29 protein-coding genes are annotated in these 26813 nt (G+C 67.7%); 20 read left to right on the top strand and 9 right to left on the bottom strand.

What is annotated here, in order from left to right:
* Positions 1 to 6 precede the first annotated feature (6 nt).
* The gene (locus tag AC0GNO_RS11925) at positions 7 to 705 is read left to right on the top strand and encodes a succinate dehydrogenase iron-sulfur subunit (RefSeq protein WP_472904051.1); all 699 of its coding nucleotides are present in this window, start codon (positions 7 to 9) and stop codon (positions 703 to 705) included.
* A 43-nt stretch (positions 706 to 748) separates the two neighbouring features.
* Here the strand turns inward: AC0GNO_RS11925 and AC0GNO_RS11930 are convergent, their stop codons facing one another.
* From AC0GNO_RS11930 to AC0GNO_RS11945, 4 genes are all read right to left on the bottom strand, one after another.
* Complete coding sequence (locus AC0GNO_RS11930; protein WP_472904052.1) at positions 749 to 1672, bottom strand: DMT family transporter; 924 nt, start codon at positions 1670 to 1672, stop codon at positions 749 to 751.
* Complete coding sequence (locus AC0GNO_RS11935) at positions 1665 to 2498, bottom strand: shikimate dehydrogenase family protein (protein ID WP_472904211.1); 834 nt, start codon at positions 2496 to 2498, stop codon at positions 1665 to 1667. The genes AC0GNO_RS11930 and AC0GNO_RS11935 overlap by 8 nt, the downstream gene beginning before the upstream one ends.
* A 144-nt stretch (positions 2499 to 2642) precedes the next feature.
* Positions 2643 to 3119, bottom strand: coding sequence for a type II 3-dehydroquinate dehydratase (gene aroQ, locus AC0GNO_RS11940; RefSeq protein ID WP_472904053.1), 477 nt, complete (start codon positions 3117 to 3119; stop codon positions 2643 to 2645).
* A gap of 17 nt (positions 3120 to 3136) precedes the next feature.
* On the bottom strand, positions 3137 to 3799 hold the full coding sequence (locus tag AC0GNO_RS11945) for a TetR/AcrR family transcriptional regulator (protein WP_472904054.1): 663 nt from the start codon (positions 3797 to 3799) through the stop codon (positions 3137 to 3139).
* Between the two features lie 220 nt (positions 3800 to 4019).
* Here AC0GNO_RS11945 and AC0GNO_RS11950 point away from each other — a divergent pair, with 220 nt between their 5' ends.
* Positions 4020 to 5078, top strand: coding sequence for a DnaJ domain-containing protein (locus tag AC0GNO_RS11950; RefSeq protein ID WP_472904055.1), 1059 nt, complete (start codon positions 4020 to 4022; stop codon positions 5076 to 5078).
* Between the two features lie 34 nt (positions 5079 to 5112).
* Here the strand turns inward: AC0GNO_RS11950 and AC0GNO_RS11955 are convergent, their stop codons facing one another.
* On the bottom strand, positions 5113 to 6003 hold the full coding sequence (locus tag AC0GNO_RS11955) for a DMT family transporter (protein ID WP_472888858.1): 891 nt from the start codon (positions 6001 to 6003) through the stop codon (positions 5113 to 5115).
* A 107-nt stretch (positions 6004 to 6110) separates the two neighbouring features.
* Here AC0GNO_RS11955 and AC0GNO_RS11960 point away from each other — a divergent pair, with 107 nt between their 5' ends.
* The gene (locus AC0GNO_RS11960; protein WP_472904056.1) at positions 6111 to 6770 is read left to right on the top strand and encodes a glutathione S-transferase family protein; all 660 of its coding nucleotides are present in this window, start codon (positions 6111 to 6113) and stop codon (positions 6768 to 6770) included.
* Between the two features lie 124 nt (positions 6771 to 6894).
* Positions 6895 to 7713 (top strand): hypothetical protein, encoded by an 819-nt coding sequence (locus tag AC0GNO_RS11965; RefSeq protein WP_472904057.1) that lies wholly within the window; start codon positions 6895 to 6897, stop codon positions 7711 to 7713.
* On the opposite strand, the gene AC0GNO_RS11970 is transcribed toward AC0GNO_RS11965, so the two are convergent.
* Entirely contained in the window at positions 7656 to 8597 is a 942-nt protein-coding gene (locus AC0GNO_RS11970) for an MBL fold metallo-hydrolase (protein ID WP_472904058.1), read from the bottom strand. The genes AC0GNO_RS11965 and AC0GNO_RS11970 overlap by 58 nt on opposite strands.
* 48 nt (positions 8598 to 8645) lie before the next feature.
* Positions 8646 to 9125 carry a c-type cytochrome gene (locus tag AC0GNO_RS11975; RefSeq protein ID WP_472904059.1) on the bottom strand — a complete coding sequence of 160 codons (480 nt, stop codon included), beginning with the start codon at positions 9123 to 9125 and terminating at the stop codon, positions 8646 to 8648.
* Between the two features lie 289 nt (positions 9126 to 9414).
* Between AC0GNO_RS11975 and AC0GNO_RS11980 the strand changes: the two genes are divergently transcribed.
* The 3 genes from AC0GNO_RS11980 (at position 9415) to AC0GNO_RS11990 (ending at position 11459) form a co-directional block, all read left to right on the top strand.
* A complete protein-coding gene (locus AC0GNO_RS11980) occupies positions 9415 to 10032 on the top strand; it encodes a TetR/AcrR family transcriptional regulator (RefSeq protein WP_472904060.1) in 618 nt (205 codons plus the stop codon).
* Positions 10033 to 10048: 16 nt separating this feature from the next.
* On the top strand, positions 10049 to 10465 hold the full coding sequence (locus AC0GNO_RS11985) for a hypothetical protein (RefSeq protein ID WP_472904061.1): 417 nt from the start codon (positions 10049 to 10051) through the stop codon (positions 10463 to 10465).
* A 151-nt stretch (positions 10466 to 10616) separates the two neighbouring features.
* Positions 10617 to 11459 carry an NYN domain-containing protein gene (locus AC0GNO_RS11990; protein WP_472904062.1) on the top strand — a complete coding sequence of 281 codons (843 nt, stop codon included), beginning with the start codon at positions 10617 to 10619 and terminating at the stop codon, positions 11457 to 11459.
* 12 nt (positions 11460 to 11471) lie between these two features.
* Here AC0GNO_RS11990 and AC0GNO_RS11995 read toward each other — a convergent pair whose 3' ends face one another.
* Entirely contained in the window at positions 11472 to 12359 is an 888-nt protein-coding gene (locus tag AC0GNO_RS11995) for an EamA family transporter (RefSeq protein WP_472904063.1), read from the bottom strand.
* Positions 12360 to 12366: 7 nt separating this feature from the next.
* A complete protein-coding gene (aroE, locus tag AC0GNO_RS12000) occupies positions 12367 to 13188 on the bottom strand; it encodes a shikimate dehydrogenase (protein WP_472904064.1) in 822 nt (273 codons plus the stop codon).
* A 96-nt stretch (positions 13189 to 13284) separates the two neighbouring features.
* On the opposite strand from aroE, the gene AC0GNO_RS12005 reads away from it, so the two are divergent.
* The 13 genes from AC0GNO_RS12005 (at position 13285) to AC0GNO_RS12065 (ending at position 26801) form a co-directional block, all read left to right on the top strand.
* The gene (locus tag AC0GNO_RS12005) at positions 13285 to 13944 is read left to right on the top strand and encodes a DsbA family oxidoreductase (protein WP_472904065.1); all 660 of its coding nucleotides are present in this window, start codon (positions 13285 to 13287) and stop codon (positions 13942 to 13944) included.
* 54 nt (positions 13945 to 13998) lie between these two features.
* Complete coding sequence (locus AC0GNO_RS12010) at positions 13999 to 16056, top strand: sensor histidine kinase (protein ID WP_472904066.1); 2058 nt, start codon at positions 13999 to 14001, stop codon at positions 16054 to 16056.
* Positions 16057 to 16121: 65 nt separating this feature from the next.
* Positions 16122 to 16826, top strand: coding sequence for a response regulator transcription factor (locus AC0GNO_RS12015; RefSeq protein WP_472904067.1), 705 nt, complete (start codon positions 16122 to 16124; stop codon positions 16824 to 16826).
* Positions 16827 to 17044: 218 nt separating this feature from the next.
* Complete coding sequence (locus tag AC0GNO_RS12020) at positions 17045 to 17860, top strand: type II secretion system protein (RefSeq protein WP_472904068.1); 816 nt, start codon at positions 17045 to 17047, stop codon at positions 17858 to 17860.
* A 32-nt stretch (positions 17861 to 17892) separates the two neighbouring features.
* On the top strand, positions 17893 to 18789 hold the full coding sequence (locus tag AC0GNO_RS12025) for a type II secretion system protein (protein ID WP_472904069.1): 897 nt from the start codon (positions 17893 to 17895) through the stop codon (positions 18787 to 18789).
* Positions 18790 to 18795: 6 nt separating this feature from the next.
* Positions 18796 to 19269, top strand: coding sequence for a hypothetical protein (locus AC0GNO_RS12030; protein WP_472888839.1), 474 nt, complete (start codon positions 18796 to 18798; stop codon positions 19267 to 19269).
* Complete coding sequence (locus AC0GNO_RS12035; protein ID WP_472904070.1) at positions 19266 to 20555, top strand: hypothetical protein; 1290 nt, start codon at positions 19266 to 19268, stop codon at positions 20553 to 20555. The genes AC0GNO_RS12030 and AC0GNO_RS12035 overlap by 4 nt, the downstream gene beginning before the upstream one ends.
* 88 nt (positions 20556 to 20643) lie before the next feature.
* Positions 20644 to 21243 (top strand): hypothetical protein, encoded by a 600-nt coding sequence (locus AC0GNO_RS12040; protein WP_472904071.1) that lies wholly within the window; start codon positions 20644 to 20646, stop codon positions 21241 to 21243.
* On the top strand, positions 21243 to 21908 hold the full coding sequence (locus tag AC0GNO_RS12045; protein ID WP_472888836.1) for a hypothetical protein: 666 nt from the start codon (positions 21243 to 21245) through the stop codon (positions 21906 to 21908). The genes AC0GNO_RS12040 and AC0GNO_RS12045 overlap by 1 nt, the downstream gene beginning before the upstream one ends.
* On the top strand, positions 21905 to 22681 hold the full coding sequence (locus AC0GNO_RS12050; protein WP_472904072.1) for a type II secretion system protein: 777 nt from the start codon (positions 21905 to 21907) through the stop codon (positions 22679 to 22681). Before AC0GNO_RS12045 ends, AC0GNO_RS12050 begins: the two co-directional genes overlap by 4 nt.
* Before the next feature lie 45 nt (positions 22682 to 22726).
* Positions 22727 to 24439: a pilus (MSHA type) biogenesis protein MshL gene (gene mshL / locus AC0GNO_RS12055; RefSeq protein ID WP_472888834.1), complete on the top strand. Its 1713-nt coding sequence runs from the start codon at positions 22727 to 22729 to the stop codon at positions 24437 to 24439.
* Positions 24436 to 25341, top strand: a complete 906-nt coding sequence (locus tag AC0GNO_RS12060; RefSeq protein WP_472904073.1) for a tetratricopeptide repeat protein — start codon at positions 24436 to 24438, stop codon at positions 25339 to 25341. The genes mshL and AC0GNO_RS12060 overlap by 4 nt, the downstream gene beginning before the upstream one ends.
* The gene (locus tag AC0GNO_RS12065) at positions 25338 to 26801 is read left to right on the top strand and encodes an AAA family ATPase (protein WP_472904074.1); all 1464 of its coding nucleotides are present in this window, start codon (positions 25338 to 25340) and stop codon (positions 26799 to 26801) included. The genes AC0GNO_RS12060 and AC0GNO_RS12065 overlap by 4 nt, the downstream gene beginning before the upstream one ends.
* The last annotated feature ends 12 nt before the right edge of the window (positions 26802 to 26813 follow it).

Raw genomic sequence — 26813 nt, forward strand, 5'->3', positions numbered from 1 at the left:
ACCTCCATGCACACCTTCAAGATCTACCGCTACGACCCGGACCTTGATGCCAAGCCTTACATGCAGACGCTGGAGCTCGACGTCAAGCCCGGCGATCGCATGCTGCTCGACGTGCTCATGCGCCTCAAGGCCCTGGACCCGGGCCTGTCTTTTCGGCGCTCCTGCCGCGAAGGCATCTGCGGCTCGGACGCCATGAACATCAACGGCAAGAACGGACTGGCCTGCATCACCAACATGAACACGCTGCAGCGCGTGGTGACGCTCAAACCCCTGCCCGGCCTGCCGGTGATCCGCGACCTGATCGTCGACATGACCGACTTTTTCAAGCAGTACCACTCGATCAGGCCCTACCTCCTCAACGAGGTGCCCGCCCCGGAGCGGGAGCGCCTGCAATCCACCGAGCAGCGCGAAGAACTCAACGGGCTGTACGAATGCATCCTGTGCGCGTGCTGCTCATCGGCGTGTCCGAGCTTCTGGTGGAACCCGGACAAATACGTCGGGCCGGCCGGCCTGTTGCAGGCCTACCGCTTTCTGGTGGACAGCCGCGACACGGCCACCGCCGAGCGGCTGGACTACCTCGACGACCCTTTTCGCCTGTTCCGATGCCGCTCGATCCTGAACTGTGTGGACGTGTGCCCCAAGGGCCTGCTGCCTGCGGGGGCCATCAGCAAGATCAAGGAGATGATGGTTCGACGCAGCCTGTGATCGGCCGCATTGAGATCGTCTGTCTCGGGCCGCTCCCCACCCCTCAGCCCTGCCGGACCCGGACCCCCAGCGCACCGCACACCGCGATCAGCGCCACGCCCACCACGGTCCACACATCGGGGGCGTAGCCGAACACGATCCAGCCTGCGAGCGTCGCGAAGCCGATCTGGGCGTACATATAGGGTGTGAGACGCGAGGCCGGGGCGCGGTGGTAGGCCTGGATCATGACGTAGTGCCCCAGCGAGCCGAACACGCCCATGAGTGCCACGAGGGCCCAGAGCTGCCAGGTGGCCATGGGCGCCCACGACCAGGGCAGCGCCAGCGTGCCGAACACCAGGCCGGTGAGCCCGGTGTAGAAGTGCATGGTGCCGGGGTCTTCGGTCTTCACCATCTTGCTGGTGACGATCTGGTAGAGCGCGTTGATGAGCACGAGCGCCAGCGGCAGCAGCATGGCGCCCTGGAAGTCGCTGCCCTTGGGCCGGATCACGATGAGCGCGCCGGCGAAGCCGCCCGCGATGAGCCACCAGGTGAGCGCGGGCACGCGTTCGCGCAGCAGCGGCGCGGCCAGCACGGTGATGGCCAGCGGCACGAGCATGAGGATGGCGGTGAAGTCGCCCACCGGCACGAAGCGCAGGCTCATGTAGGCCACGGTGCCCGATGTCACCATGAGCGCACCGCGCAGCAACTGCCAGCCGGGTGCGGTGGTGTGGAACAGGGCCTTGCCCTGACTGGGCCAGAGCAGCGCCACGGTCATGCCGGTCTGCACCAGGAAGCGCAGCCAGATGGCCATGAGCACGGGCACCACCCCGCCCACGAACTGCGAGGTGGTGTCGAGCAGGGCGAAACAGAGCGTGGCGGCGATGGCCAGCGCGATGCCCAGGGCCGGGCGGGGATAGCGGGGATCGGTCAAGCGGGTGGACTTCGGATCGGCAGCGGTGCGGCCCGACAGGGCGGTGCGGTCAGTCACTCAGGCGGGCTACCGAGCGCAGCACCTCGGGTGTGGTGGTGGGGAAGCCGAAGTATTCCAGATAGGCCGGAATCATTTCGAACAGCATGTCGGAACCCACCTGCACCGGGCAGCCTCTGGCCTGGGCGGCGCTGAGGAAGGCGGTCATTTCGGTGCGCATCACGACCTCCCCGACGAAGGTGCGGGCGTCCAGGCGCGACACGTCCAGCGGCAGCGGGTCGCCTTCGTTCATGCCCATGGGCGTGGCGTTGACCACGAGGTCGAAGCCCGCCGGGTCAAGGCTGCCGGTCTTCACGTCGATAGCCGGGTAGTTGTCGCGGATGCGCTGGGCCAGGGCTTCGGCGGACGCGGTGTTCACGTCGTAGAGGCTGATGGCAGCGATGCCCTCGCCCGCGAGCGAGGCGGCGATGGCGCAGCCCACACCGCCGCTGCCCACCACCAGCACGCGCGCGCCGGCCAACTGCTGGCCCTTGCGCATCACGCCGCGCACGAAGCCGGCGCCGTCGAACTGGTCGCCCACCAGGCGGCCATCGGGCAGGCGCTTGACCGCGTTGCAGGCGCCGGCCACTTTCACGGTGGGGGTGACGTCGTCGAGCAGGCCGACGGTGACCACCTTGTGCGGCATGGTGATGAGCGCGCCGCGGATGTTGGTCAGCGTGAAGACGCTTTGGAGGAAGGCCGGGTAGTCGGCCGGCTGGCAACCCATGGGCACCACGATGGCGTTGACGCCCACGTGTTCAAAGTAGGGGTTGTAGATCATCGGCGACTTGAAGCTGTGCGTCGGGTAGCCGATGTGGGCGATGAGTTCGGTGTTGCCGTTGATCATGGTGGCGCGCTGTGTGGTGAAAGGCAGGGCGTCAATGTTGGCCGGGTTCACTCTTTGTGAACGCATCGAGCGGCTGTGGGAGTTTGATCAACGCGCAAATTCGTTCGTTGATCGAACGCATTCCGGGTAAACCCGGAAGGGCTCTCAGGGCTTCTGGGTGGCGGCCGAGCTCACGAACTTGCGCACCAGACCGTCCATGGCGATCAGGTAGCCGTCGACGCCGAAGCCGATCACGATGCCGGCCGCCGCGGGCGACACCCACGAGTGGTGGCGGAAGGCTTCGCGGGCGTGCACGTTGGAGATGTGGCACTCGATCACGGGCAAGGGGTCCACGCCCTTGATGGCGTCGTGCAGGGCGATGGAGGTGTGGGTGAGCGCGCCGGGGTTGATCACCACACCCAGGGCCTTGCCTTCCTTGAAAAGGCGGCCGTATTCGTGGATCTTGTCGACCAGCGCACCTTCCCAGTTGCTCTGCAGGCACTCCACCTCGTAACCGATCTTCTCGCCATGGGCTTTGCAGAACGCCTCCACATCGGCCAGGGTGGTGTGGCCGTATTGCGCGGGCTCGCGGGTGCCGAGCAGGTTGAGGTTGGGGCCGTTGAGGATGAGGATCTTTTTCATGGTGGGCAGGTGTCCGTTCAGGGGCGCACGAAGCGCAGGATGGTTTCGATGATGTTGGCGCGGCGCTGGGCGGCCACTTCAGGGAGCGCGAAGTCGCGCTTGAAGACCAGGCCAAAGGTGTGGCGGTTGGACACGTTGTAGAACGTGAGCGCCGAGATCGAGGCGTGGAGGTCGATCGGGTCCAGGCCCGGGCGAAAGACACCGCTGGCCACACCGCGTTCATAGAGGCGGCGGATCGAGGCGATCGCCGGTACGTTGAGCTGCTGGATGCTGGTGCTTTGCGCCAGGTACTGGCCGCGCTGGATGTTTTCTGACATCACCAGCCGGATGTAGCGCTCGTGGCTGGCGTGGTGGTCGAAGGTGTACCCGATCAGCCTCTGCAACGCCGCCTCGGGCTCCAGGTCGTCCAGCTGCAGCAGGCCTTCGATCTCGCGCATGCCCCGGTAGGCCTCTTCCAGAACAGCCAGGTACAGGCCTTCCTTGCTCCCGAAGTAGTAATAGATCATGCGTTTGCTGGTCTGCGTGGCGGCGGCGATCTCGTCGATGCGCGCGCCAGCCAGACCTTTTTCAGCGAATTCTGCAATGGCCACATCGAGGATGTTGGCCATGGTTCGCGCCGGGTCGTTGGTGCGACCGGTGGGCGTGGGGGTGGGAACGGCAGAAGGTACTGACTGGTTCATTTGGCCAGTATAGGGTGGGCGTGCCCGGACCCTGCGGTCAAAGCGAACCCGCCCAAGCGCACCTCGCTGAACGTGGACTGCGTCAAGCGCAACGGCGACGACCGCACTTCTTGCGCCGCGGGACTGCTGCACGCGTTCTGATCGATCGGCCACGAAAGTGTCGCTACCATCAGAGGCTTGTTTTCCCTCTTCTGTCCAGCCAGGACCAACGCCAGACGCCATGCAACAAGCCACCGCCCGCGACACCTCGGCCTTCCGGAAAAAACCGGTCGAATTCGCTCCCGTCGCCTGGAGCGGGCGCCTGAACCTTGACGAGATCTCCCGACCCGGCGGCTTGCTGATCGCCGCGCTCTCGCAATGTGCCGACGAACGCAACCTTTCGCTGAGCGAACTGGCCTCGACCCTGGGCGTGAGCTACTGGAGCCTGAGCCAGCTGCGTATCGGTTTCCGGCCCATCGAATCGCTGGACGATGACGTGGTCGAGGCCTGCGCAGCGTTTCTCGATCTGCCGCGCCTGACCATCGAAATGCTCGCTGGGCTGCTGGATCCGGCCGACGCGCTGGCCTGCGACGACCTGACCGGTGAAGACCTGCTGCACGCCTGTCGGCTGCTGGCTACCGAACCCGCCGATCTGGAACTGCTGCCGCCGCCCAACCGCCAGCGCCCGCTGCAGGGATTTGCGGTGGACGAACTGGCCGCGATGCACCGCGAACATGGGGCTCACCCCGCGGTGTGCGAAGCCCTGCGGGCCGAGCTGCGGCAGCGGCCGATGTCGAAAACCGAGTTGTTGCGCGCCGCGCTGGAGGCCAGCGTGGCAGAGGCCGAGGCTGAAACCGAATCGGCCGAGCCGGATGACGCGGCACCGCCACACGGCATCCTGCGCTGCACCTGCTGCCAGAAACGATTGCGCATTCCGCACCTGCCCGAGCCCGGCGAAATCCGCTGCCCCGGTTGCCAGGCGGAATACGCGGTGCACTGGCAGGACAGCATCTGCGTCGTGCAGCGGCTCGAGGTCGAAGCCGCCGACGAAGACGAAACGGATGCCGACGCAGACGCCGAAATACCGGAGGCGCCAGGTTCCGCGCCCATGGATCCGTGGGCGGTGCTGGGTCTGGCCCGCAACAGCTCCTGGGATGCCGTGGAGCGGGCGCGCCGTTCGCTGCTGCAGCAGTACCACCCGGACCGGCTGGGCCATGTGTCGCCGCTGGTGCACAAGCTGGCCGAAGAAGCCTTCAAGCGTGTGAGCGACGCCTACGACCTGTTGAAGTCGCGGCGCTGAAGCGGCGGACCGGGCCCGCCCGCTGGCCATCCTTTCAGGGGATCGGGTCCTCCACCCCGCTGCGGCGCAGCGGGTTGAACCCCGTCACCAGCGCGGTCGCCAGCAACACCAGCGCGCCACCCGCGAAGATGCCGGAAGACACCACTTCGCCCAGCACCAGGTGGCCCCAGGTGACGCCGAAGACCGGGATCAGGAACACCGGGCTCATCGCCGCCACCGGCGACACGTGGCGAATGATGCGCAGGTGGGCCCAGTAGGCCAGGCCCGAGGTGATCACACCCAGCACCAGCAACACGCCCAGTGCGGCGGGCGTGAACCGCGCCTGTGGCCAGGCCAGCGCAGCACCCGGCAGCACGAGCACCAGCGAGATGACGTGGATGCCGGCCGCGATGGCCAGCGGCTGCATGTGCGCCGTGGCGCGTTTCATGAGCGGGGTCGACATGCCGTAGCAGGCAGCGGCCCCGATGCAGGCCAGCGCGGCCAGCAGGGTGGGGGTATCGGGTTGCACCGGCCCGAGCCGCACGATCAGGCCCACCCCCACGAAGCCGCACAGACAACCCAGCAGCTTGCGCGCAGTCAGGGTGTCTTCCTTGAACCAGGCCGATGACAGCGTGCCGAACAGCACCGCGGTGGTGTTGAGCAGCGCGCTGTAGCCCGCGGGCAGGCGCAGCGCGGCCCAGGCGTAGAGCAGGAACGGCACCACCACCGAGAGCAAGCCGAGCACCAGCAGCTCGCGCCAGTGTTGCCAGGGCCAGCGGTGCTTGAGCACGCGCATGATCACCGAGAGCGTCAGCGCCGCGAGCGCCACGCGCCCACCCGCCAGCACCAGCGGGCCGAGCAGGGGGCTGGCGATGCGCAGGAAAAGAAAGGAGGCGCCCCAGAGCGCGGAGAGGCCGACGAGCTGGGCGAAGTGGTGGGCTTTCACCGGGCCATTGTCGTGGCGAACCGGTGGGGGAACTGTCCGACGGCTGACAGGTCCTGTAGAGTGCATCGCCTGCCTGCTGCCATCGGTTTGAATCCAGAGGTTCCACCATGTCGCTCGTGCTTTACGGTCACCCCTTTTCTTCGTACACCCAGAAAGCGCTCATCGCGCTCTACGAGAACGACACCCCGTTCGAATTCCGCTGTATCGGGCCGGACACGCCGGAGCACGCAGCGGAGTGGCTGCGGCGCTGGCCCATCGCCCGGTTCCCGCTGCTGCTGGATGGCGAACGCCAGATCGTCGAGACCAGCCTCGTCATCGAATACCTGCAGCTTGCCCACCCCGGCCCCGTGCGCCTGCTGCCCGCCGACCCGATGGCCGCGCTGGACGTGCGCTTCCTCGACCGTTACTTCGATCTGTACGTGATGAGCGCGATGCAGCTGGCGGTGGACACCGCGCTCCAGCGCTATCCGATGGCGGTCGACAAAGGGCGGGCCATCGCCAGCGAGCGGCTGGAGCGCGCCTACGTCTGGCTCGAAGGGCACCTGGCCGGCAAGACATGGGCCCATGGCGAACACTTCACGCTGGCCGACTGCGCCGCCGCGCCCTCGCTGTTCTACGCGGACTGGGTGCACCCGATTCCCGAGACGTATCCCGCGCTGCGCGCCTACCGGGCGCGCTTGCTGGCCCGCCCGTCGTTTGCGCGCGCGGTGGAAGAGGCGCGGCCGTTTCGCCCGCTCTTCCCATTGGGGGCGCCGGACCGGGATTGACGTGCTGCGGCGCTTGAAGCCACCTCGGGTTCTGGCTGCGGTTTGTGTGCAACGCGCGAGTCCGCGACTGTTGCGGCGACGGCGCTTGCCTCTGCGATCGTCAGCCGGTTAAGCTCGTCGCCTGATGTCATCATTTCGCCACAGTATTGCGCTGGGACTTGCAGGAGCAGACGCGAACGTGCGGTCGTGGTGGCGGGCGCTGTGTGCGCTGGCCGCGCTGAATGTGTGCCTGTGGCTGGCCGTATGGCACTTCGGGCCTGTCAGCGGTGTCCACGGGGGTCTGCAGCTCGCGTTGTCTGGTGTCTACGTGCTGGTGTGCGCCTACCGCTCGGTGCTGCCCCGGGTGGACCTCGAGCGGCTCGTGGTCGTGGACACGCGCCTGTCCAGCATCTTCCTGGGCCGCGCCGCAGCCACGGTCGCCGAGATCTGCTTCGCGATACAGCTGGGGCTGCTGGTCCAGCAGCTGGGCGTGCATGCTGGCATGCCGTGGGTGCAAAAGGCCGCCTGGGCGGTCCCGGTGTTCATGGTGGTGGCACAGTGGTTCTGCTGGCACAGCGTGCTGACGCTGAATCACTTCAGCCAGGCCGTCGAGTCCATGCTCTGGGCGGCTGGCTTTTCGTGGATGGCGGCCCTGCTGGGCGTCATCGCTCTCGACAGCAGTGGCTGGGTGAACTCGCTGGCGATCTTCGGGATTCTCTGCTCGATGGCCTTCGTTGCCTATGTCGTGGGCGTGGACGCGCCGATGTACTGGCGCCGTTACCGGCACGGGTGCGCGGGCGGGCAAGCCTACTTGCGCCTCGACCAGGGCGCGCGCGACGCCTGGCAACGTCGCGTGCGCAGCGGCAACTGGGCCGCGTGGAAGGCCGACGCGCTCTGGCTGACGCCCTACTTCAGCTTCGGTGTCTGGGTCAGCATCGCGATGGTGTTCGTTCCCGGCGCCTGAGCACATCGGAGGCGTGAGCCCGCAGCATCGCGCGCCGCGCAGGAACCGTCGCTGACGACCAGGACGACCAGTGGCTCATGCGAGTGCGGGCTCAGCGAGCCGGATCGCCTGCTCGAAAGCCTGCTGGTCAGGGCCGACGAAGGGCGCACGCTCGCGCGCAGACTCAAGGCCCGAGTAGAGCAACGCCTCGATCTTCTCGGCTGGGGCAAATGGCTGCTGAGCACACGCTGCGGCCGAAGGTCGCGCCACGGCAAACACGCAGCCGCCAGCGTTTCACGGTCGAGTTGCGCGAGCCAGGGCGCGTCGATGGTCGCCCACAGCGCGAGCCCCTCGCGCAGTTCGACCGAATTGACTTCTGCCGCCGACCCGGCCGCCTCCGCCAGTACCGCGCCGAAGCAGTCCGAGCTGAAAAGGTGGCGGGTGTGGGTATCGAACAAGGCCATCGTATCTGGCGCGTCGTAGACCGGCGGACGCAGTGCGAGCAGACGGCGGTTGCCCACGTCCAGCGCCTGCCCCGGATTGAGCAGCCAGGTGCGCTCCAGCGGCAACTGATGCAGTCCCAGCTTGCCCACGCCCAGGTAGTTGGTGACGACACGGGCCTGCGGCGCCACATCCATGACGGCGCGCAGCGCGCCCATGTGGTCCGCATCGGCATGGGTGAGCCAGATCCAGCGCAGATCAGCCGGGTCCATCCTCGCGGCCAGCGAAGCCACGAAGTCATCGCGCAATGCGCCGATGCCGGTGTCCACCAGCACCGGCTCGCGGGCGTGGATCAGATACGCATTGACCGGCAGTACGCCCAGGCCGGGCAAAGGCACGTGAGTGCAGAACAGGTCGGTGTCGGGGCCGATGCGGCGCGCCGGCAGCAAGGTGGGTTGGTCCATGGTCAGGATTCCTTTCAAACGATTGGGAAGTGGGTTTATGGGCATGCGTCAGCCGGGGAACTGCACGACAGGTCCCGCGGGAGCTTGTCCGGGTGGCACGTAGGCCGGTGCCGGTGCGCCAGCCGGACCCAGGTGACGGATGTAGTGGTACAGCGCGCGCAGGTCGCGCTCGTCCATGGCGTGCACGTTGAACCACGGCATCGGCGGCCGCGGCTTGAAGCTGCGTGCGGTGCGCAGCCACGAAGACTCGCTGTGCTCGCGCATGTACAGACGCAGGTTGGTCGCGTAGGTGGTTCCCCAGGGGCCGCTCCAGCCGAGCGGATCGCCGGTGAGCCATAGCGCTTCGGGAACGCGGCCCTCGGCCGATGCGTAGCCAGGCGTGTGACAGTCGTTGCAGCCGGCGGTCTGAGCCAGATAGCGGCCGCGCGCGACGAGCACGCGGTCCCCGTCCAATGCGGAAGCCGGGCCAGGGGCCGCCAGCGCGATGAGCGCGCAGGTTGCGGCAGCGAGGGAAAAAGTCGAGGGCATTGCTGTGGTCCTTTCCGGGATGTGTGGAGGTCCGGAAAGTTTGATCGCCAGCACCTGGCCGCGATGTGAAGAGTTAGCTAACCAAACGCTAAAAATTTGCTAAAACAAACCCCTCTTGCGAAATAAATCCAGTTACGAGAAAATAGTCTCATTAAAAAACAGGCAAAAGGAAGATTTGAATGGGACTTTCCCGCGCACAGATGGATCGCGTGCTCGACGAGCACTTCCGCCACCAGGCCAACGACGACGTCGAGGCCATCCTCGAACAGTTGCAACAGCAGGAGGCGGCATGAAGAAAGAATCCGGGGCGCGCGCGAATCAGTTGCGCCGCACACGCAAAGATTTGTTGCAGGCCGCTGCACGGCTCACGCGCCAGGGCCGGAATCCCAGCCTCGAGGAGGTTGCCGAGGAGGCGATGGTCTCGCGCGCCACTGCGTACCGTCACTTTCCTGATGTCAACGCGTTGATCGTCGAGGCATCCCTGGATCTCGATACGCCCCAGCCCGAGCAGTTGTTCCTCGACGGGCCACCCGAGGACCCGGTGGCCCGCATGGAGCGAGTGGACTCGGCGCTTGAGGCGATGATCCGCGACAACGAGGTTGCCCTGCGCCTGATGATGAAGCACGCGCTCGATCGCAGTGTGCGACGTACCGATGACTCGACCATTCCGATGCGCCAGAACCGCCGCACGCCGCTGATCGAGGCGGCGCTGGAGCCGGCGCGTCGCCAGTTCCGTCCTGTCGCGCTGAAAACGCTCACGCGCGCGCTGGCGATGGTGGTCGGCACCGAGTCCATGCTGGCGCTCAAGGATGTTCTGCAACTCGACGACACCGAAGCGCGGCGCGTGCGGCGCTGGGCGATTCGAGCGCTTGTTGATGCCGCTCGCAAGCCCGCCACTGCCACCTGAAGGAACTGCTGCGGTGATGCCGATTCCGCAAACTGAACCCGTCGAGGTGCGCTACTACCCGTGCGACGGCAGCGTGTTCCTGGACACGCACTACCTGATCAAGGGCGTGGCTGGTTCACTGTTCTGGAAGCTCGCGCGCGAAAATGTGCGCCATCAGCGCTGCGAGTTCAGCACGCGTGAGCTTCGACTCTCTGGCCACGAACTGCGCCTTCCCGCCGTGCAGGACAACCTCAGCGTGCGCCTGCTGTTGCTGCAGCGTCGACTCGCAGAGCGCCATGCCGCCATGCAAATCCAGCGCACCGGTCGCGGCCGATTCCGCATCGAAGTGGCCAGGCCGCTTCTGCTGCACGAGGTATGTGGACCGGCCAGCGATGTCCCGGCCACGCTCCCTGCCACGTTTGCCGCCGCGACTGTGTTCGCGCTGCCGGGCTGATGTCGCAGCCGAGAGTGCGGATGGCAGTCGGCAAGGAACGGGCGGCCTGTGCGGCATTTGCGGGTTTCGCAGCCTGGCCACCAGCCTGTCCTTGACAAGCCAGGCTGGTGGCACTGTGTACATTGCAGGCTCAACCAAGGAGGACACAGCCATGCGGGTTTTTCTGATCGATGCGGACAACCTTTCTTCGCCCGCCTGGGTGGACGAAGCCTTCAAGGCACTTGAAGCCGCCGAGGGCAGTTTCGCGGTGCGGCGGGCCTATGGCAGCGCCGAAAACCTCAAGGGCCTGGCCGACACGCTGCGCACCTGGGCCATCCGGCCGTTCGTGAACCTGTCGCTGAGCAAGAACACGACCGACATCGCGCTCGCCGCCGATGCCATGGCGTTTGCCTGCCAGCAACCGGCGCCGGCCATGATCGTCATCGGTTCGGGCGATGCGGACTTTGTGCCGCTGGTGGTGCGGCTGCGGGAGCGCGGCATCCAGGTGGTCTGCGTCTCCGAGGCGGGCAAGATGGCGCCCGAAGCGGTGCCGGCCTACGACCGCGTGCTGTACGTGGGCCATGCGAGGTCCGCTCGAACGTCCGCGCCATCCCCTGTGTCCGCCCCTGCGCCCGAGAAGCCAAGGAAGCCCGCTCCCGCAGCAGCGCCCGCATCCACCGTCGCCGCCAAGAAGGCACCAGCGAAAAAGGCGGTGGCCAAGAAGGCGGAACCTGTGGCTCCGCCAGCGCAGAAGGTGGCATCGAAGAAAACAGCAGACAAACCGGTTGCACCCGCAGACACGGTGACGGTCCCGCGCATTCTGGCGGCGGTGCCCGCCCTGGAAGCGGGCGCATGGCAGCCGCTGGGTGAAGTCTCGAAGGCCCTGCACGACGGCAAACTGCTGGGCAAGAACGCGCAGACGACCAAGCTCCTCAAGAAGTTTCCACAGCACTTCGAGCTGGCGCCCGGGAAGCAGCCCAACCGGGTCCGCTTCGTGCCGTTCACCCCTGATTGAGTTGGCCTCGCTTCACATCACGATTTCGTCGGCTGCATGGCGCGTCGGCTCGGGCTGCGCCGTCACCGAGCTGCCCGCAGCGGCGGCCATGATGAAGCCGATGGCCAGCCACTGCAGGCCGCTCAGCTGCTCGCCCAGCACCAGCAGGCCGAGCAGCGCGGCCACGGCCGGCTCCATGCTGGCCATGACGCCGAACGCGCTGTGCGACAGACGTTTGAGCGCCACCATTTCCAGCGAGATCGGGATGGCGCTGGACACCGCGGCCACACCCAGTCCGAACAGCAGGATGCCCGGTTCCAGCAGGGCGCTGCCCGCGTGCCAGATGCCGAAGGGCACGACGGTGATCGCCGCCATGGTCAGGCCAAGCGCGACGGAGTGGCCCGCGTGCAGATGGCCCACGCGTTTGCCGAACACGATGTACGACGCCCAGCACACCGCAGCGCCGAGTGCGAACATCACGCCGGTGGGGTCGAGGCTGGCCACGTCGTGCCCCAGCGGCAGCAGCAGGCCCAGGCCGACCACGGCCAGCGTGATCCACACGTAGTCGATCGCGCGGCGCGACGAAAAGAAGGCCACCGCGAGCGGTCCGCTGAACTCGATGGCCACCGCGACGCCGAAGGGGATGGTGCGCAACGACTGGTAGAACATCAGGTTCATGCAGCCCAGCGCCACGCCGTAGCGCACCAGGCTTTTCGCGTCTGCCTTCGACAGCGGCCAGCGCCAGGGGCGCCAGATCAGCAGCAACAGCAGCGCCGAAAAGCCCACCCGCAGCGCGGTGGTGCCGAGCGACCCCACCTGCGGAAACAGCTGTTTGGCGAACGAGGTGCCGATGCCCAGCGCGACCACGGAGCCGAACACGGCCAGCAGGGGCACGGCCTGTGCCCAGCGGTGCGAAGTCAAAACGGGCTCAGACCAGAGGAATCGTGAAGCGTGCGATCACCGGCTGGGTGTCCGGGCGCACGCCGCGCCACCACTCGAAGGCCTCGGCCGCCTGCTCGACCAGCATGCCCACGCCATCGGCGATGTTCTGCACGCCCGCGGCCTGAGCCTGCTTCAGGAAGGGGGTGAGGCCCTTGCCGTAGACCAGCTCATAGGCCAGCGCGCCGGGCGCGAAGGCGCTGGCTGCCAGCGGCAGATCGGCCTGCGAGAGGCCGGTGGAGGTGGCGTTGAGCACCACGTCGAAGCGTTCGCCGGTCAGGTCTTCGTAGCCTCCGGTCTGCAGCGTGGCGTGGGCCGCGAAGTCGACCTTCAGGCCGTGCGCCTTGTCGGCGCTGCGGTTGGCGATGGCGATCAGTGCGGGCTTCTGTGCCGCGATCGGCAGGATGGCGCCGCGCGTGGCGCCGCCCGCGCCGCAGATCAGCACGCGTTTGCCCGCCAGCGACACGCCCAGGTTGCGCTGGATGTCGTTCACCAGGCCCAGGCCGTCGAAGTTCTGCGCAAAGATGCGGCCGCCCTCGAACTTGAGCGCGTTCACCGCGCCGGCCAGGCGGGCGGATTCCATCGGGTCGGTGGCGATTTCGAAGGCCTGCAGCTTGAACGGAATCGTCACGTTCATGCCACGGCCACCGGCGGCGATGAAGGCTTCAACCGTGGCCTTGAAGCCATCCAGCGGGCCCTCGATGGCGGTGTATTCCATGTCCTGGCCGGTGGCCAACGCGAAGGCGCCGTGGATCAACGGCGATTTGCTGTGGCCAATGGGGTTGCCGATGACGGCGTAGCGGTCGGTCATGGTGCGTGGGGGGGAGCGAAGAAAAGGCGAAGCGCCGATTGTCGCGCAAGCCCATGCGCGGGCGCGGGGCTTGCACCGGCCGTAACATGCCGCTCCATGAGCACCACCCTGAAAATCGATTTCGTGTCCGACGTGTCCTGCCCCTGGTGCGCGATCGGTCTCTCCGCACTGGAACAAGCCCTGGCCGCGGTGCAGGGCGACATCAGCGCCGAGATGCATTTCCAGCCCTTCGAGCTGAACCCGCAGATGGGCCCTGAGGGCCAGGACATCAGCGAACACCTGACACAAAAATACGGCAGCACGGCCGAACAACAGGCGCAGATCCGCGAAACCATCCGCCAGCGCGGCGCCGAAGCGGGGTTCACATTCAAGGCCGAAGGCCGCGGGCGCATCTGGAACACCTTCGACGCGCACCGGCTGCTGCAGTGGGCTGGAGAGGCCGGCACTCCGGGTCAGCAGCACGCGTTGAAGAAAGCGCTGCTGGAGGCCTACCACGGCCGTGCGGAAAGTCCGGCCGACCACGCGGTGCTGCTGGCGGCGGTGGTGAGCGTGGGCCTGGACGAGGCGCGTGCCCGCGAAGTGCTGGCGAGCGACGCGTTCGCGCAGGACGTGCGAGAGCGCGAGCAGTTCTACAACAACAACGGCATCCACTCCGTGCCCGCCGTGATCATCAACGACCGGCACCTGATCTCGGGCGGCCAGCCGGCGGCGGTGTTCGAGCAGGCGCTGCGGCAGATCGCGGCCGGGGCGGACTGACATGGGCTTCACCCGGGACGCCATCAAGCCAGAGTCAGCCGCTGTGCCGCGCGGATGCTGACCAGCGACGCCGCGCCCAAGCCCCGCGGCGGGTGGTGGCGCCAGGCCTGGGCGTCGTTGCTGGAGCGCGCGTCCTTCTCCGGCGCCCACGGCCACCTGGTGAGTGTGGTGGTGGCGCTGTGCACGGCGTGGGCCAGCATCGGGCTGGCCAGCCTGATCGAGGGGGATGCGGGGCTGGCGGTGGTGGGGCTGGCCATCGATCCGCAGGGAATCATGGACATCCAGACGGTGTCGGCGCTGCCGCCCACCGCGTTTGAACCCGTGGCCCCGGTGATGGCGCTGGGTCATTCCAGCGCGGCGCGCTGGTTCGAGGTGCGGGCTTCCGCGGCGACGCCGGGGGGCGTCGCCGTGGTGGTGGTGCAGCCCAGCTACCTCGACGACGTGCGCATCTATGTCCCGGACCGCAGCACGGCGTCTGGCTGGCAGGTCCACCAGCAAGGCGATCGCATCGCCTTCGACCAGCGCATGCGCAAAGACCTGGCCTTCAGCGCCGACATGCGGCTGGACCAGGGGCAGCGCGCGTTCGTGCGGGTGGTCACACGCAACGCGCTCAACATCCGCGTGCGCCTGCTCAGCCCGCAGGTGGCGGACCGGGAAAACGGATTCACGCTCGCGGGCGTGGGCCTGTACTGTGGCGCGGTGCTGGTCCTGGCCCTGGCGTCGGCGCTGTCTTCGGTGCTCTACCGCGACCGGTTCTGGGCCGCCAATGCCCTGTTCCAGTTCGCCACGCTGGCCACCGTGGTCTTCTACTTCGGGCTGGGCAACCAGTTCCTGTTCCCCGACCAGCCCCGGGCCGCCGACCTGGCGTCGGTGCTCAGTGGCTTCGTGCTGTTTTTCTGCGGCGCCCTGCTGTACCGGCTGCTGTACCGGCAGTACGGAGCGCCCGCCTGGCTGCTGCGCCTGTGGTGGCTCACGCTGGCGGCGCTGCCGGTGCAACTGATCCTGATTGCGCTCGACCGGGTCGATCTGGCCCTGCAGCTGAACAACGTCGTCATGCCGGCTTCCCTCGTGCTGGGCGTGTGCATGGTGCTGGCGCTGAAGTACCACGACGTTTTCCTGCTCAACCTCCTGCGGATCAATATGGTGATCACCCTGGTGTTCCTGGGGCTGCTGTACGCCACCCACCTGGGCTGGCTGGACTCGGGATTCATGCAGCTCTACCCGGGGGTGTTCATCAACCTGCTGACCGCCGTGATCCTCCATCTGGTGCTGCTGCGCCGTGGCGTCCTGCTGCGCCGCCAGCTACAGCTGGATCAGCGCGAGCTCGCGCTGATCCAGCAGCAAGTGCACATCGAGCGCCAGCGGCGCGAGGAAGACGAGCGCTTCCTGAGCATGTTGCTGCACGAAATCCGTTCACCCCTGTCCGTCGTGGCCCTGTCCCGGGCGGCACTGGAGCGCAAACTGCCCCAGGTCGGCCATGCCTCGCGCGACGCGGCGTTGCGCGACCTGCATCGCATCGAGGCCTCGGTGCAGCAGATGCGCGAGGTGTTGCAGCAGGTGCAGGCCACGAGCGAGCTGGAGCACCGGATGAGCGACGACGAGGGGTTCTCGGTCCAAGCGGCGCTGGGGACCTGCGAGATGTCCGCGCTGCTGGACCGCCTGGTGGCGGAGCACATCCGGCATGTGCGTGTGGATACCTTGCGCCTGTCCACGCTGGCGCATGGCGACCGGTGGCTGGTGGCGGGCGGGCTGGAGCGGGTGCTGATGATGGTTCGCAACCTGGTGAACAACGCGCTCAAATATTCCGCCTCCGGGTCTATGGTGGTGCTGGATGTGGCGGTGCGACCGATGGCCTCGACGGGCAGGCCCCAGTGTGCTTTGTCGGTGGTCAATCAGGTGGGTGCGGTCGGCGCGCCGGACCTGCAGCGGCTGTTCGAAAAATACTACCGGGCACCCAGTGCCCACCAGTACTCGGGTTCGGGGCTCGGGCTGTACTGGGTCCGGGGCATCGCGCAGATGCTCGGTGGCGACGTGAGCTGCAGCGTGCAGGGCCAGGAAGTGACCTTCACGCTGGTGCTGCCCCTCGTGGCGGTCAAGCCGGTGCAACGCTGACGGGGCCGCCCGGCATCGGTGTTTCTTTTTTCTTTCCGCCGCCAGGCGGGGACAAGGTGGGATGGATGTGGGATGTACTGGTCTGTGAAGACTTCACCGATTTGCGCGAAGCCCTGGTGGACTTCCTCCAGGACAGCGGCCGCTGGCGGGTTCGCGCGGTGAGCGATGGCCAGGGCGTGCGCCTGGCCCTGGCCGAGCACGTGCCGGACGTGATGCTGCTCGACGTCGGACTGCCCCAGGAAAGCGGCACCGAGGTGGCGCGCTGGGTCAAAGCGGCCCACCCGGGGCTGGGCATTGTCATGTTGTCCGGGCGCAGTTCGCCGGCCGATCGTCTGGCTGGCTGGCGCTGCGGGGCCGACGTGTACATGCTCAAGCCCGCCGAGATGGAAGAGGTGGAGCTGGCGCTGACGGCCCTGGTGAAACGCGGCCAGCCGCTGGCCGCGGAGTCTGAGCCGGCCGATCCCCTGCCGGTGCTGCAGGTCGCCAAGGGTCAGCTGATCTGGCCCGGTGGCGAGCCCTGCCAGCTGACCGCCCGCGAGGCCATGCTGCTGCACGCGCTGGCCTTGTCACACGGCACCGTGGTGGAAAGCGAGACCCTCAGGCGTCTGCTGTGGTCCGGACTGGAAGAAGACATCGACCACAACAACGCCCTGTTTTCGCTCGTCCGGCGCCTGCGCCGAAAGCTCGATGGCATGGGCTTTCCCGCGGACGCGCTCAACGCCGTGCGGGGCCGGGGCTACCGGCTGGCAAGCCCGCTGCGGTTCGAATAAACACGCCCCGCCCGGCACCGGACCCTGCCCGGGTCGCCGTGCCACACACGCCGCCGTGCACCGCAGCACGGCGTGCGACACATCACGCCTGACACCACTTTGACAGGTCTGCAGGACCTTTATCAAGGTATTGCTGAGTTGTGACAGGTTGTGACAGATTAAGCAGAAACGTACTCCATAGACTCGCGGCGGTTACAAAAAATCACTGGAGAGTCTTCATGAAGCGTGGATTTGAGCGATTCGGTGGCGTTGCTGGAAAGCAACGCCAAGGCGGTTTCACCCTGGTGGAGCTGTCGGTGGTGCTGGCCGTCATCGGCCTGATCATTGGTGCCATGGCCATCGGCAAGGATGTCCAGCGCAATGCGGAGTTCACCAAGGTCAAGAACAAGTTCATTGACCAGTGGGAGCAGTCCTACAACCAGTATTACCAGCGCACCGGCGTGGTCGTGGGCGACGACCAGGTGGCGCCGCGCCTGATGGTCAACGGCGTCGCCTACGTGGCCGGCGGGGTGCTCCCGATCTCGGGCGGCAACATGACCGCGGTCGTGGCACCGCCCCGGGTGTGCGACAAGGCCGACAACGCGGCCATGACCGCGCGCACCGCCGCCGCGGCCACCACTCTGCGCACACAGATGACGCAGGCCGGCATCCGCATGCCGCCCGGCCGTGCCGAAGGTTTTGAAGACCGTTACGTCTACCTCGACAGCAACGGCAACCCGCAGGAGGTGCAGGTCTGCTTCCAGTGGAACAACCCCAGCGCTCCCGAGGGTGCGGGCAACGTGATGATCGTCTCGGGCCTCACACCCGAGCTGGCGCGCATGCTCGACCAGATGGTCGACGGCAAGCCCGATGCCCAGGAAGGCCGTTTCCGCCTGCAGGGCGTGGACAACGGCACAGCGAACGCGCCCGGCGTGCAGTGGAACCGCACCAATGACGACACGGCCGCCAGCCTCGCAGGTGCCGCGGGTGACAACCTCCAGCGCGACGAGAGTCAGGTGGTGACCGTGGTCGCCGTCTACAAGATGAACCAGTGACCTCCGGTCCCCATTCTTCAGGAAACAACGCCATGACCCATTCTTACAAAGCCCGCCGGGGCGCCCAGTCGGGCTTCACGTTGATCGAGCTGACCCTTGTGCTGGCGGTGATCGGCCTGATCATCGGTGCCATCGCCATTGGCAAGGATGTGCAGCGCAACGCCGAATACACCAAGGTCTCCAACAAATTCCTGGAGCAGTGGAAGATGGCGTACGACCAGTACTACCAGCGCACCGGGACCGTGGTCGGTGACTGCCAGCAGGCGCCCACCTACATGATCAACGGTGCCCAGACCACCATCGGCGGGACGGGGGCGTGCCAGCGCAACGGCGGCCAGGCCGTCGCCGGCATTCCCGAGAACTTCACTGGCACCGGCGCCAAGATCTGCGAAGGCCAGGGCTACGCCGTCAACCAGTCTGGCGCGGGCGATACAACGCTGGCCGTGCAGACGCTGCGCACGCTCATGACCCGCCACGGCGTGCGCCTGCCGCCGGGCCGCGGCGAAGGGCACGAAGACCGCTACGTCTACCAGGACACCAACGGCAACTCCGCCGAAGTGCAGGTGTGTTTCCAGTGGAACCCGGCGGGCACCGCCAGCGGTTCCGGCAACGTGATGGTGGTGCGTGGACTGACGCCCGACCTGGCCCGCTACATCGACCAGCTGGTCGACGGCAAGCCCGACTCGCGCGAAGGCCGCTTCCGCATCCAGGCCCGTGCGGCCCACACCCAGGCCGTCGACGCCAATGCCCCGGGCACGTCCTGGGAGGCCAACAACACGATCGCCAGCAACATCGGCGGCAACAACCAGAGCGGTACCGACGCCATCACGGTGGGGGCGAACAACCCTGACGCGGCGACCGCCACGGGCCGGCAGTACGACGAAGACCGCGTCACGCTGCTGACCGCCCACTGGATGATGGATCAGTAAATGGCCATGTCTCGTCATCGACGTCTGATCGTCCTCGGCGCTGTGACTGTCGCCCTGGCGGTGGCGGCCTGGCTCGCCATGAGCCAGGTCTCGCAGCTGAACCAGGCCCGCGCACAGGTGGCCGCCACCCGGGCCGAGCTGGGCCAGCTGCGTGGCCTGATGCCCGTGGTGGAGCAGCGCGAGCGTTACGCGCGCCAGGACGCCGAGATCCGCGCGCTGGCCGAGCGCGAGGGCTTCGACCCCGCCCGCTGGAGCAGCCGTCGTGTCCAGCGTGCGCCGTCGGCGGTGTCGCGCCTGGAGGCCGAACGCCTGCTGGGCCAGCAGCTCGGCGGTGGCGGCCTCCAGTGGTTTGCCGCCGATCGTTTCGACGTGTCGGTGGTCAGCCCCACGGCGGGCCTGTTCACGCCGGCACTGCCCGATGACCGGGGCTTCAGTCTGGAGCTCTCCGGTGTTGTCTACTTTCCGTTGGGTGCCCAATGAAACCTGACCAGATCATTCTTGTCTGCGCGCAGGGTTGGTTCCAGCTCGCGCAGGGCCAGTGCCGGGAGCTGCAGCCCTGGGCCGATGTCAAGGGCCCCGCGCTCGTCGTGGTGGAGTTCGCCCAGTCGCAGATCGGTGTGCAGGCCTGCAAGGGCAAGGCCGAGTACGCCGCGGCCATCATCGAAAAAGCAGTGCGCGCCGAAGGTGCCGTGGACGGCCCGCTGCAGGTGTTCGTGCACCGGCAGATACGCCACACCGACAGCAGCGTGGTGCTGTACACCGCCATTCCGCTGGAGCTGTGGCAACAGTTCCAGACCTGGTCGCAGCAGCAGCCCGACCATTGCCTGATCGTGCCGCTGGCGGGCCTGTTCCAGGGTCCGGCCGCGGACGAGCAGTTGCAGGTGCTGCACCTGGGCTCGCAGTTGCACGCGTTCAGCGCGGCCGGCGGCAAGATGCATTACGCCGGCGCGACGGCGATCGGCAGCGAACCCGCCGACCTGCACGCCCCCTTGCGCACCGTGGTGATGCAGCTCAAGGCCAGTGGCTGGACCGGCGCGCCTAAGGGCGTGTGCTGGGGCGGTGTGCTGTCCGACGATCTGGACGTGGAGCGTGGTCTGCTCGGGCGGCTGGCCGAAGCCGGCCTGAACGACGTGCGCCTGATGCCGCACGAGTCGTTCCTCAACGGCGAGGCCACCTGCGCCAGCGTGCTGCCGAACCTGCTCGACGCGATGGATTCGAACGCTATCCAGGCGCCCTGGCTGGGCCGCATGGCCTGGCTCAGCGAGCGCTATGTGGTGCCGCTGGCCGCGCTGATCGCGGTGATGACGGTGGGGCTGGGTGCCTTTGCCTTTTTCTCGAACCACCTGATCACACAGGAGCAGACCACCCTGCAGGCGCTGCAGGACGAAACGGAGCAGTTGCGCCAGCGCGTGAGCCAGGTCGGCCAGGCGAGTGCCTCGGCCCTCGATCCCGAGGCGGCCAGCTTCGTGCGCCAACTCGGTTTCGCCGCGGTCCACGACCCGATCCAGATGCTCGCCACGGTGCGCCAGGCGGCGCGCCCCGGCGTGCGGGTGCAGCGTGTCCAGCTGGTCAGGACCGACAGCCAGGCCAAACCCCGCTTCCGCGTGGACGGCGTGGTGGATGGTCCGGCCAACCGGGAACTGCGCCGCTTTCTGGCCGAGTTGCAGACCCAGGGCTGGCAGGCCGAATCGGTGTCTCCCAACGACGGCTCACCGGGCGCGTTCGCCTACCTGTTGAAGCCCGTCGAGCCGGGCAAGAGCCTCTGAGTGCCTGGCCCGTGATCGGGTGGCCCGCCGGTTGGCGGGCACCCGGCGCGGTGTCATTTTCCGAGTACAGCATCCAGTGATACAGCCCATGAAATACGCAGCCCTGACACTCACCACCGCCGCCACGGCGCTGCTGGTACTGGCGATGGCGGGCATTGCCCAGCAGATCGGCGGCAATGGCCGGCCGATGCCGCCCCTGCAGGTATCGCTCAGTCCCCTGAGCGAGCAGCAGGTGCGCGAGCAGGACGAGGTGAAAACCGCGCTGGTGGCCCTGCGCGGCGCGGCCGCGGGCCGTCCGTACGGGCTGGCACAGATCGGCCGGGCGCCGGCCACGCCGGTGGACCAGGGCGTGCAGGCGCAGGCGGACTACGGCAGCATCTTTGCCCTGCCGCTGGAGGTGGCCGCGGCCAAGCCGGTGAAAGGGAGCCCGCGGCCACAGCGGGTCGCGCTTTCGGCTGTGGCCCTGCCGCGTGTGAGCGTGGTGCTGCGCGACGGCAGCGAAGGCAAGGCCGTGGTCGATGGGTATCTGGTGGGCGTGGGCGACCAGGTGGCGGGTGGCCTCGTGGTCAAGTCCATCCGCATCGAGACGGTCACGTTCTCCGCCCGTGGCGAAGAGATCGATGTCGCCGTTCCGCTGGAGCGCCTGCGCGTGCTCGGCGCCTTTCCTTCGCGGGGCAAAGGCCACTGATGAACAAGGGTGTGATCGTTGGAGGCGGGCTGGGTCTGCTGCTGCTGGCCTTTCTGGCCGGCGTCTGGTTGTCCAGGCCGGCCTCGGAGCCGGGTCTGGTGGTGGCGCGGCCGGGTGCACCCCAGATCCGTTTGCCGGCTGGCGGCGCGCTGGACGCGCCCGCGGGCCTGCCGGGCTCGCCCGCCAATGTGCCAGCGCCGTCCACCGGCACCGCGCCGCCCGGGCCTGGGCTGGGCGCTGAAGGCAGCGCCGCCCCCTGGACCGTGGCCCCCCAGGCCCAGGCCAGTGGCCCTGCCCTGACGCGCGAGCAGCGCCGCCAGATCCGGGTGCGGATTCGCGTGAAGGTCAACGAGCTGTTGAGCAAAGGGCCCCAGCTGTCGCTGGCCGAGACACAGGGGCTGCTCGACGAGATCGAGACGCTGGGGCAGGGCCAGTTCGACCCGCGGTACTTCCAGGTCATGCGGGAGATGATCCAGCACAGCGTGACGACCCAGCGCCTGAGCGAGGAACTGGGCCGCATCGCCCAGAGCACGGCGCCCCAGGACGTGGCGCGCCGCCAGGCCATCCTGGGCGAGCTGCGCGACATCAGCGACCGCATGGCCAACGGCGCGAAGACCATGCAGTCGTACTCGCGAGACCTGCTGGCCGGGGAGAAACACCCTTGAGCCGGGCGCGCACAAGGCCCGTCCGCACCCGCGCGCAACACGGCTTCACCTTCGTGGAGATGGCCGTGGTGCTGGTGGTGGGCGGCTTGCTGAGCTGGGCCGCTTTTTCCGCCTACGACACGGTGCTCGATGGCAAGGACCGCCGCCAGGCCCAGGACATGGCCCGGCAGGTGCAGTCGCAGCTACGCGCTTTCGCCGTGCGGCACGGGCGCCTGCCATGCCCCGACACCAGCGCTGCGGGCACAGGCCTGGAGAGTCTGGCTGGCGGTGTCTGCGGCAGCGGCAACCGGATCGGCTGGTTCCCTTATGTGAGCGTGGGCGCCGGCTTGCCCGTGGCCGAATACCGCGCCCGTTACGCCGTGTACCGCGCGCCCAACGCCAGTGCCGCGGCCGACGCGGACCTGGCGCTCAACCTGGAGCGCACCGGCGACGCGCCCGGCCATGTGAACCACCGCGACGTGAGCGACCTGATCGTTGCCCTGAACAACGTGGCCGGCCTGGCGCTGGCGAGCGACCAGCCCCACCTGACCGGCGACGGCGGTGTGGCCGGCGCGGTGGATTGCACCGCCAACCGGCAGACGTCGGTCGCTTACTGGATCGTGGTGCCGCTCAAGGACCGCAGCGGTGACGGCGAGCGGCTGGACCCGCCGCATGCCAGCGCCGGCCCGTGTGTGTTCAGCCCCGGAACCCCCGTGAGTGCCGCCAACGACGACGTCGTTCTTTCCGAATCGCCGGCGCAGCTGGCCGGCTGGCTGCGCAAGAGCCTGCCCTGAGCCCCCGCCCTTTCCTTCACCGTTTTCTCCGCTTCAAAGACCGCCATGCACCACTTCAAGATCTCCATGCTCAAGCCCGGAATGGCCACCACCACCGCGATTGTTTCGGCAGCCTTGCTGGGCGCCTGCGTGGCTCCGCCGCCCCAGAGCGCCAAACACCTGAGCGACCCCGACGTCGATTCCTTGAAGCGCATGCAGGAGGTGTCGCGCGCCGAGTCGGCCAAGCTGCTGGCCCAGCAGGAGCAGATCCTGCGGGAGATGCGCCGCACCGCGGCGGTCAAACCCCTGGAGCCCGCGGCCCCCACCTACGACCCGCTGGAAGGCAAGACCATCAGCGTGGCCGTCTCCAACGGCAACATCAGCCAGATCCTCACCGCCTTCGCCGACGCGGCCAAGGTCAACCTGATCGTCGAGCCGGCGGTGGTGCAGCAGGGTGCGCTGACCGACATGTTCCTCAAGGACGTGTCGCTGCGCGAGGCCTTCAACGAGCTGCTGCGCAGCTACGACGTGGCCGGCGAAATCCGCAACCAGACCCTGCGCGTGAAGCTGCACGAAGAGAAGTTCTTCGCGATGGACTTCCTCAACATCAACACGCAGATGTCGCTGAACTCGGGCGGCAACGTGTTCGGCTCGAACGCCACCGGCGCCAACTCCGCGATCTCGGGCAGCCTGTCCATGAGTGCTGCGGCCGGAAACCGGGCCGACCCCTACACCGAGATCGAGAACAACCTCAAGACCATCCTGGGAGAGGCCCGCTCGCCCGTGGTCGACCCGGCTTCCGCGGCCCGCGGCAACCAGGACCCGACCCAGGTGGTGCAGCCCAACCAGCAACACGGTTTCACGCTGAACCGCACCTCCGGCACGCTGTTCGTCAAGGCCCGTCCGTCCCAGATGCGCTCGGTGGAAAAGCTCATCAAGAACACCCAGGACATGCTGACCAAGCAGGTTTACATCGAGGCGCAGCTGATCGACGTGACGCTCAACGATGGCTACCAGTTCGGCATCGACTGGACCCAGCTGCGCAGCCGGGTCGCACTGAACTTCGGCTCCAGCGCGCTGGAACTGGCCGGTGGCGTGGCCAATCTGCCCAACTCTTCGCGCACGCGCAACTACCCCGCGAGCAGCCTGACCATTCCGGCCCGGCTGGTCGGCCAGGGCACGGGCCAGACCGGCGGCGGCCTGGCCTACCAGGACAGCAGCGGATCGACCGTGATCAACGCCCTGCGTTCGTTCGGCAACCTGCGCATCCTGTCCAACCCGAACATCCAGGTGCGCAACGGCACCCCCGCGATGCTGTCGGTGGGCACCAGCCAGCGCTACGTGTCCAAGTCGAGCTCGGCGGAGAACAACATCGGCGGGGGCGCGACCACCACCTCGTCCGAGGTGCAGACCGACGCCGTGTTCTCCGGCGTGATGGTCGGCGTGCTGCCCATGATCCGCGAGGACGGTCGCATCGAACTGCTGATCAACCCGGTGCAAAGCGATGTGGACCCTTCCAGCCTGGCTCTGGTCGAGGTGAACGACTCCAACCGCGTGAGCCTGCCCCAGGTGGCCTACAAGGGCCTCACCACCACCCTGAACGTGAACGATGGCGACGTGGTCGTGGTCGGCGGCCTGATCGACCAGAAGAGCGCCAACAACAACGGCGGACTGCCGTTCCTGTCGGATGTGCCCCTCTTCGGAAAGCTGGTCACCAAGGAAAACACCAGCCAGTCCGCCCGTGAGCTCATCGTCGTGCTGCGTGTGCGCCTCCTATGAGCCTCATCTACCAGGCCCTCAAACAAACCGAACAGCAGGCGGCACCGTTACAACCCTCTGGCCGTCGGAGGACCGGTGTGGCCACGCCCGCGCCGGTCCGGCGCGGCTGGAACCCCGCGCCGGTGTTGTGGGGCGTGGGGAGCGTGACCGTGGCGGTGCTGACCGGCTGGATGGTGAGCCTGGCCCTGGCGGCCCAGCAGGGGCCGTCCGTGGCGCCTGCGCCCGCTGCTCCGGCGCTGCTGGGCGCTGCCCCGGTGGCCTTGCCTGTGGCGGATCTGCCTGAAGTGGACCTGCCCAAGGCGGACCGGCCGCTGCCCACCGCTTCGCCGCAACTGGTGTTTTCGCCGTCGTTGTCGGTACCGGCACCGGCCGCGACCGGCCCGGCCAGGGCGCCGGCCGGGTCCGAGCAGAACGTGTCGAACGTCCCGAATGCTCAGGACGCACGCCAGTCCGCCGAGCCCGCCGCCGCGAGGAAGGGAGACGCCGAGAGCGCGCCTCCCCCAGCGAGCGTGCCTGTGGCACGGCCCGTGCCCGACGAGTTGCCGGCCCTGTTCGATGCGCTGAACCACGCGCTGGCTGGCCACGATGTGGACACGGCCCGCCAGCAGCTGCTGGCGATCCAGGCGAAGCTGCCGGAGTCGTCGGTGGCCCGCCTGCGCGCCGAGGCCTGGTTTGCCCACCAGACCGACGATCTGGACGGCGCGCAGCGCCTGTACCGGCGCCTGCTGGCCAAGCTCTCGGGCGACGAACACGCCAGCCTCAACCTGGCCGCCATCGAGAAGAAACGCCTGCGCCTTGACCAGGCCAGGGACGTGCTGGCCAAGTCCCTGCGTCAGAACCCGAATTCGGCCGTGTTGCGCACGGCGGTGGATCAGCTGGCCCGCAGCGAGGCCCAGCCATGAACACCCCCAACAGCCACCTGACCGCCCTGGGCCTGGTGCGCAGCCCTTTTCCCTACACGCCCGACGCGGGCTGCTACTTCTCGACGCCACACCTGGACGAGCAGCTCGTCGAGCTGGAGCATTGCGTGTTGTCGCGCAAGGGCTTCTCACTGCTCACGGCCGAAGTCGGCATGGGCAAGAGCACGCTGGTGCGGCGCCTGATGACGGACCTGGCGGCGAAGAACGTGGTCTCCGCGCTGGTGTTCAACACCTTCCTGCAGGGGCCGGAGCTGCTGGCCGCCGTGCTGCAGGACTTCGGTCTGGAAGGCACCGGCGCGATGTCGTCCGACATCGCCGCGCTCAACACCTTCCTGCTCGCCAACCACCGCGACGGCAAGACCTGCCTGCTGATCATCGACGACGCGCAGAACCTCTCGGCCAGCTCGCTGGAGCTGATCCGGTTGCTGTGCAACCTGGAGACCGACCAGGAAAAGCTGCTGCAGATCCTGCTGGCCGGCCAGCCCGAGCTCGAAGAGATGCTGTCCCAGCACAGCCTGCGCCAGCTGCGCAGCCGCCTGGTCAAGCATTCGCGGCTGTACGGCCTGACCAGCGCCGAGATCGCCGACTACGTGCGGTTCCGGTTCGAGTCGTCCGGCAGCGATGGCTCGCTCGTGCTGCAGACCGATGCCTGCCAGCTGCTCTGGCGCGAAACGCAGGGCGTGCCCCGGCAGATCCATCTGATCATGGACCGCTGCCTGTACGGACTGGCGGCGCGCAACGGCAACGTCATCGACTCGAACCTGATGAAAGAGGCCATCAACGACAGCCGGGTCGATCTGGTGGACACGCCCACGGCAGCGGCCGTGCGCGTGGTGCCGCCGGTGCGTGACCGCCGGCCGTGGCTGGTCGCCGCCGCCCTTGCCGGCCTGGTCGCCACCGGGGCGGCGCTGGGGTCGCGCTTTGGCGGGTTGGACGCCGGCCGCGCGCAGCCGCAGGCGGATGCTGTGGCCGCCCGGGCGGTCGCGCTGAACCCGCCGTCGCCCGGCACAGCGCCGGCCCCCGCGCCGCAGACGGTGGCGACCCAGGGCCTCTTTGGCGCCGGGTGCGAGCCCGCCACCGAACAGCCCGCCGGGCGCATCGTGGTGAGCCAGCCCCTGGCGCAAAGGACCCATCAGCTGCTGGGTGCGCGCCTGGCCCGGCTGGCCGATGTCTGCATGGACACCCGCCAGGGCCAGCCCTGGCTGACCTGGAGCACGCCCCAGGCCGGCCACGCCCTGAACAAACGGCTGACCGCGGCCCGCTTCCAGATCGCGCTGACCGAATACGGCAGCCTGCTGCCCCGGGAAGTGGACGGCATCTGGGGTGAGCGCAGCCGGCGCGCCCTGCAGCAATTCCAGAACGAACTGGGCCTCAGTCCCTCGGGTGAGGTGGACCCCCTGAGCGGCCTGCTATTGGAGAAGTTCTATGTACAAGAACAGTGATACCGGGATGGA

Source organism: Hydrogenophaga sp. L310 (genome assembly GCF_055703065.1).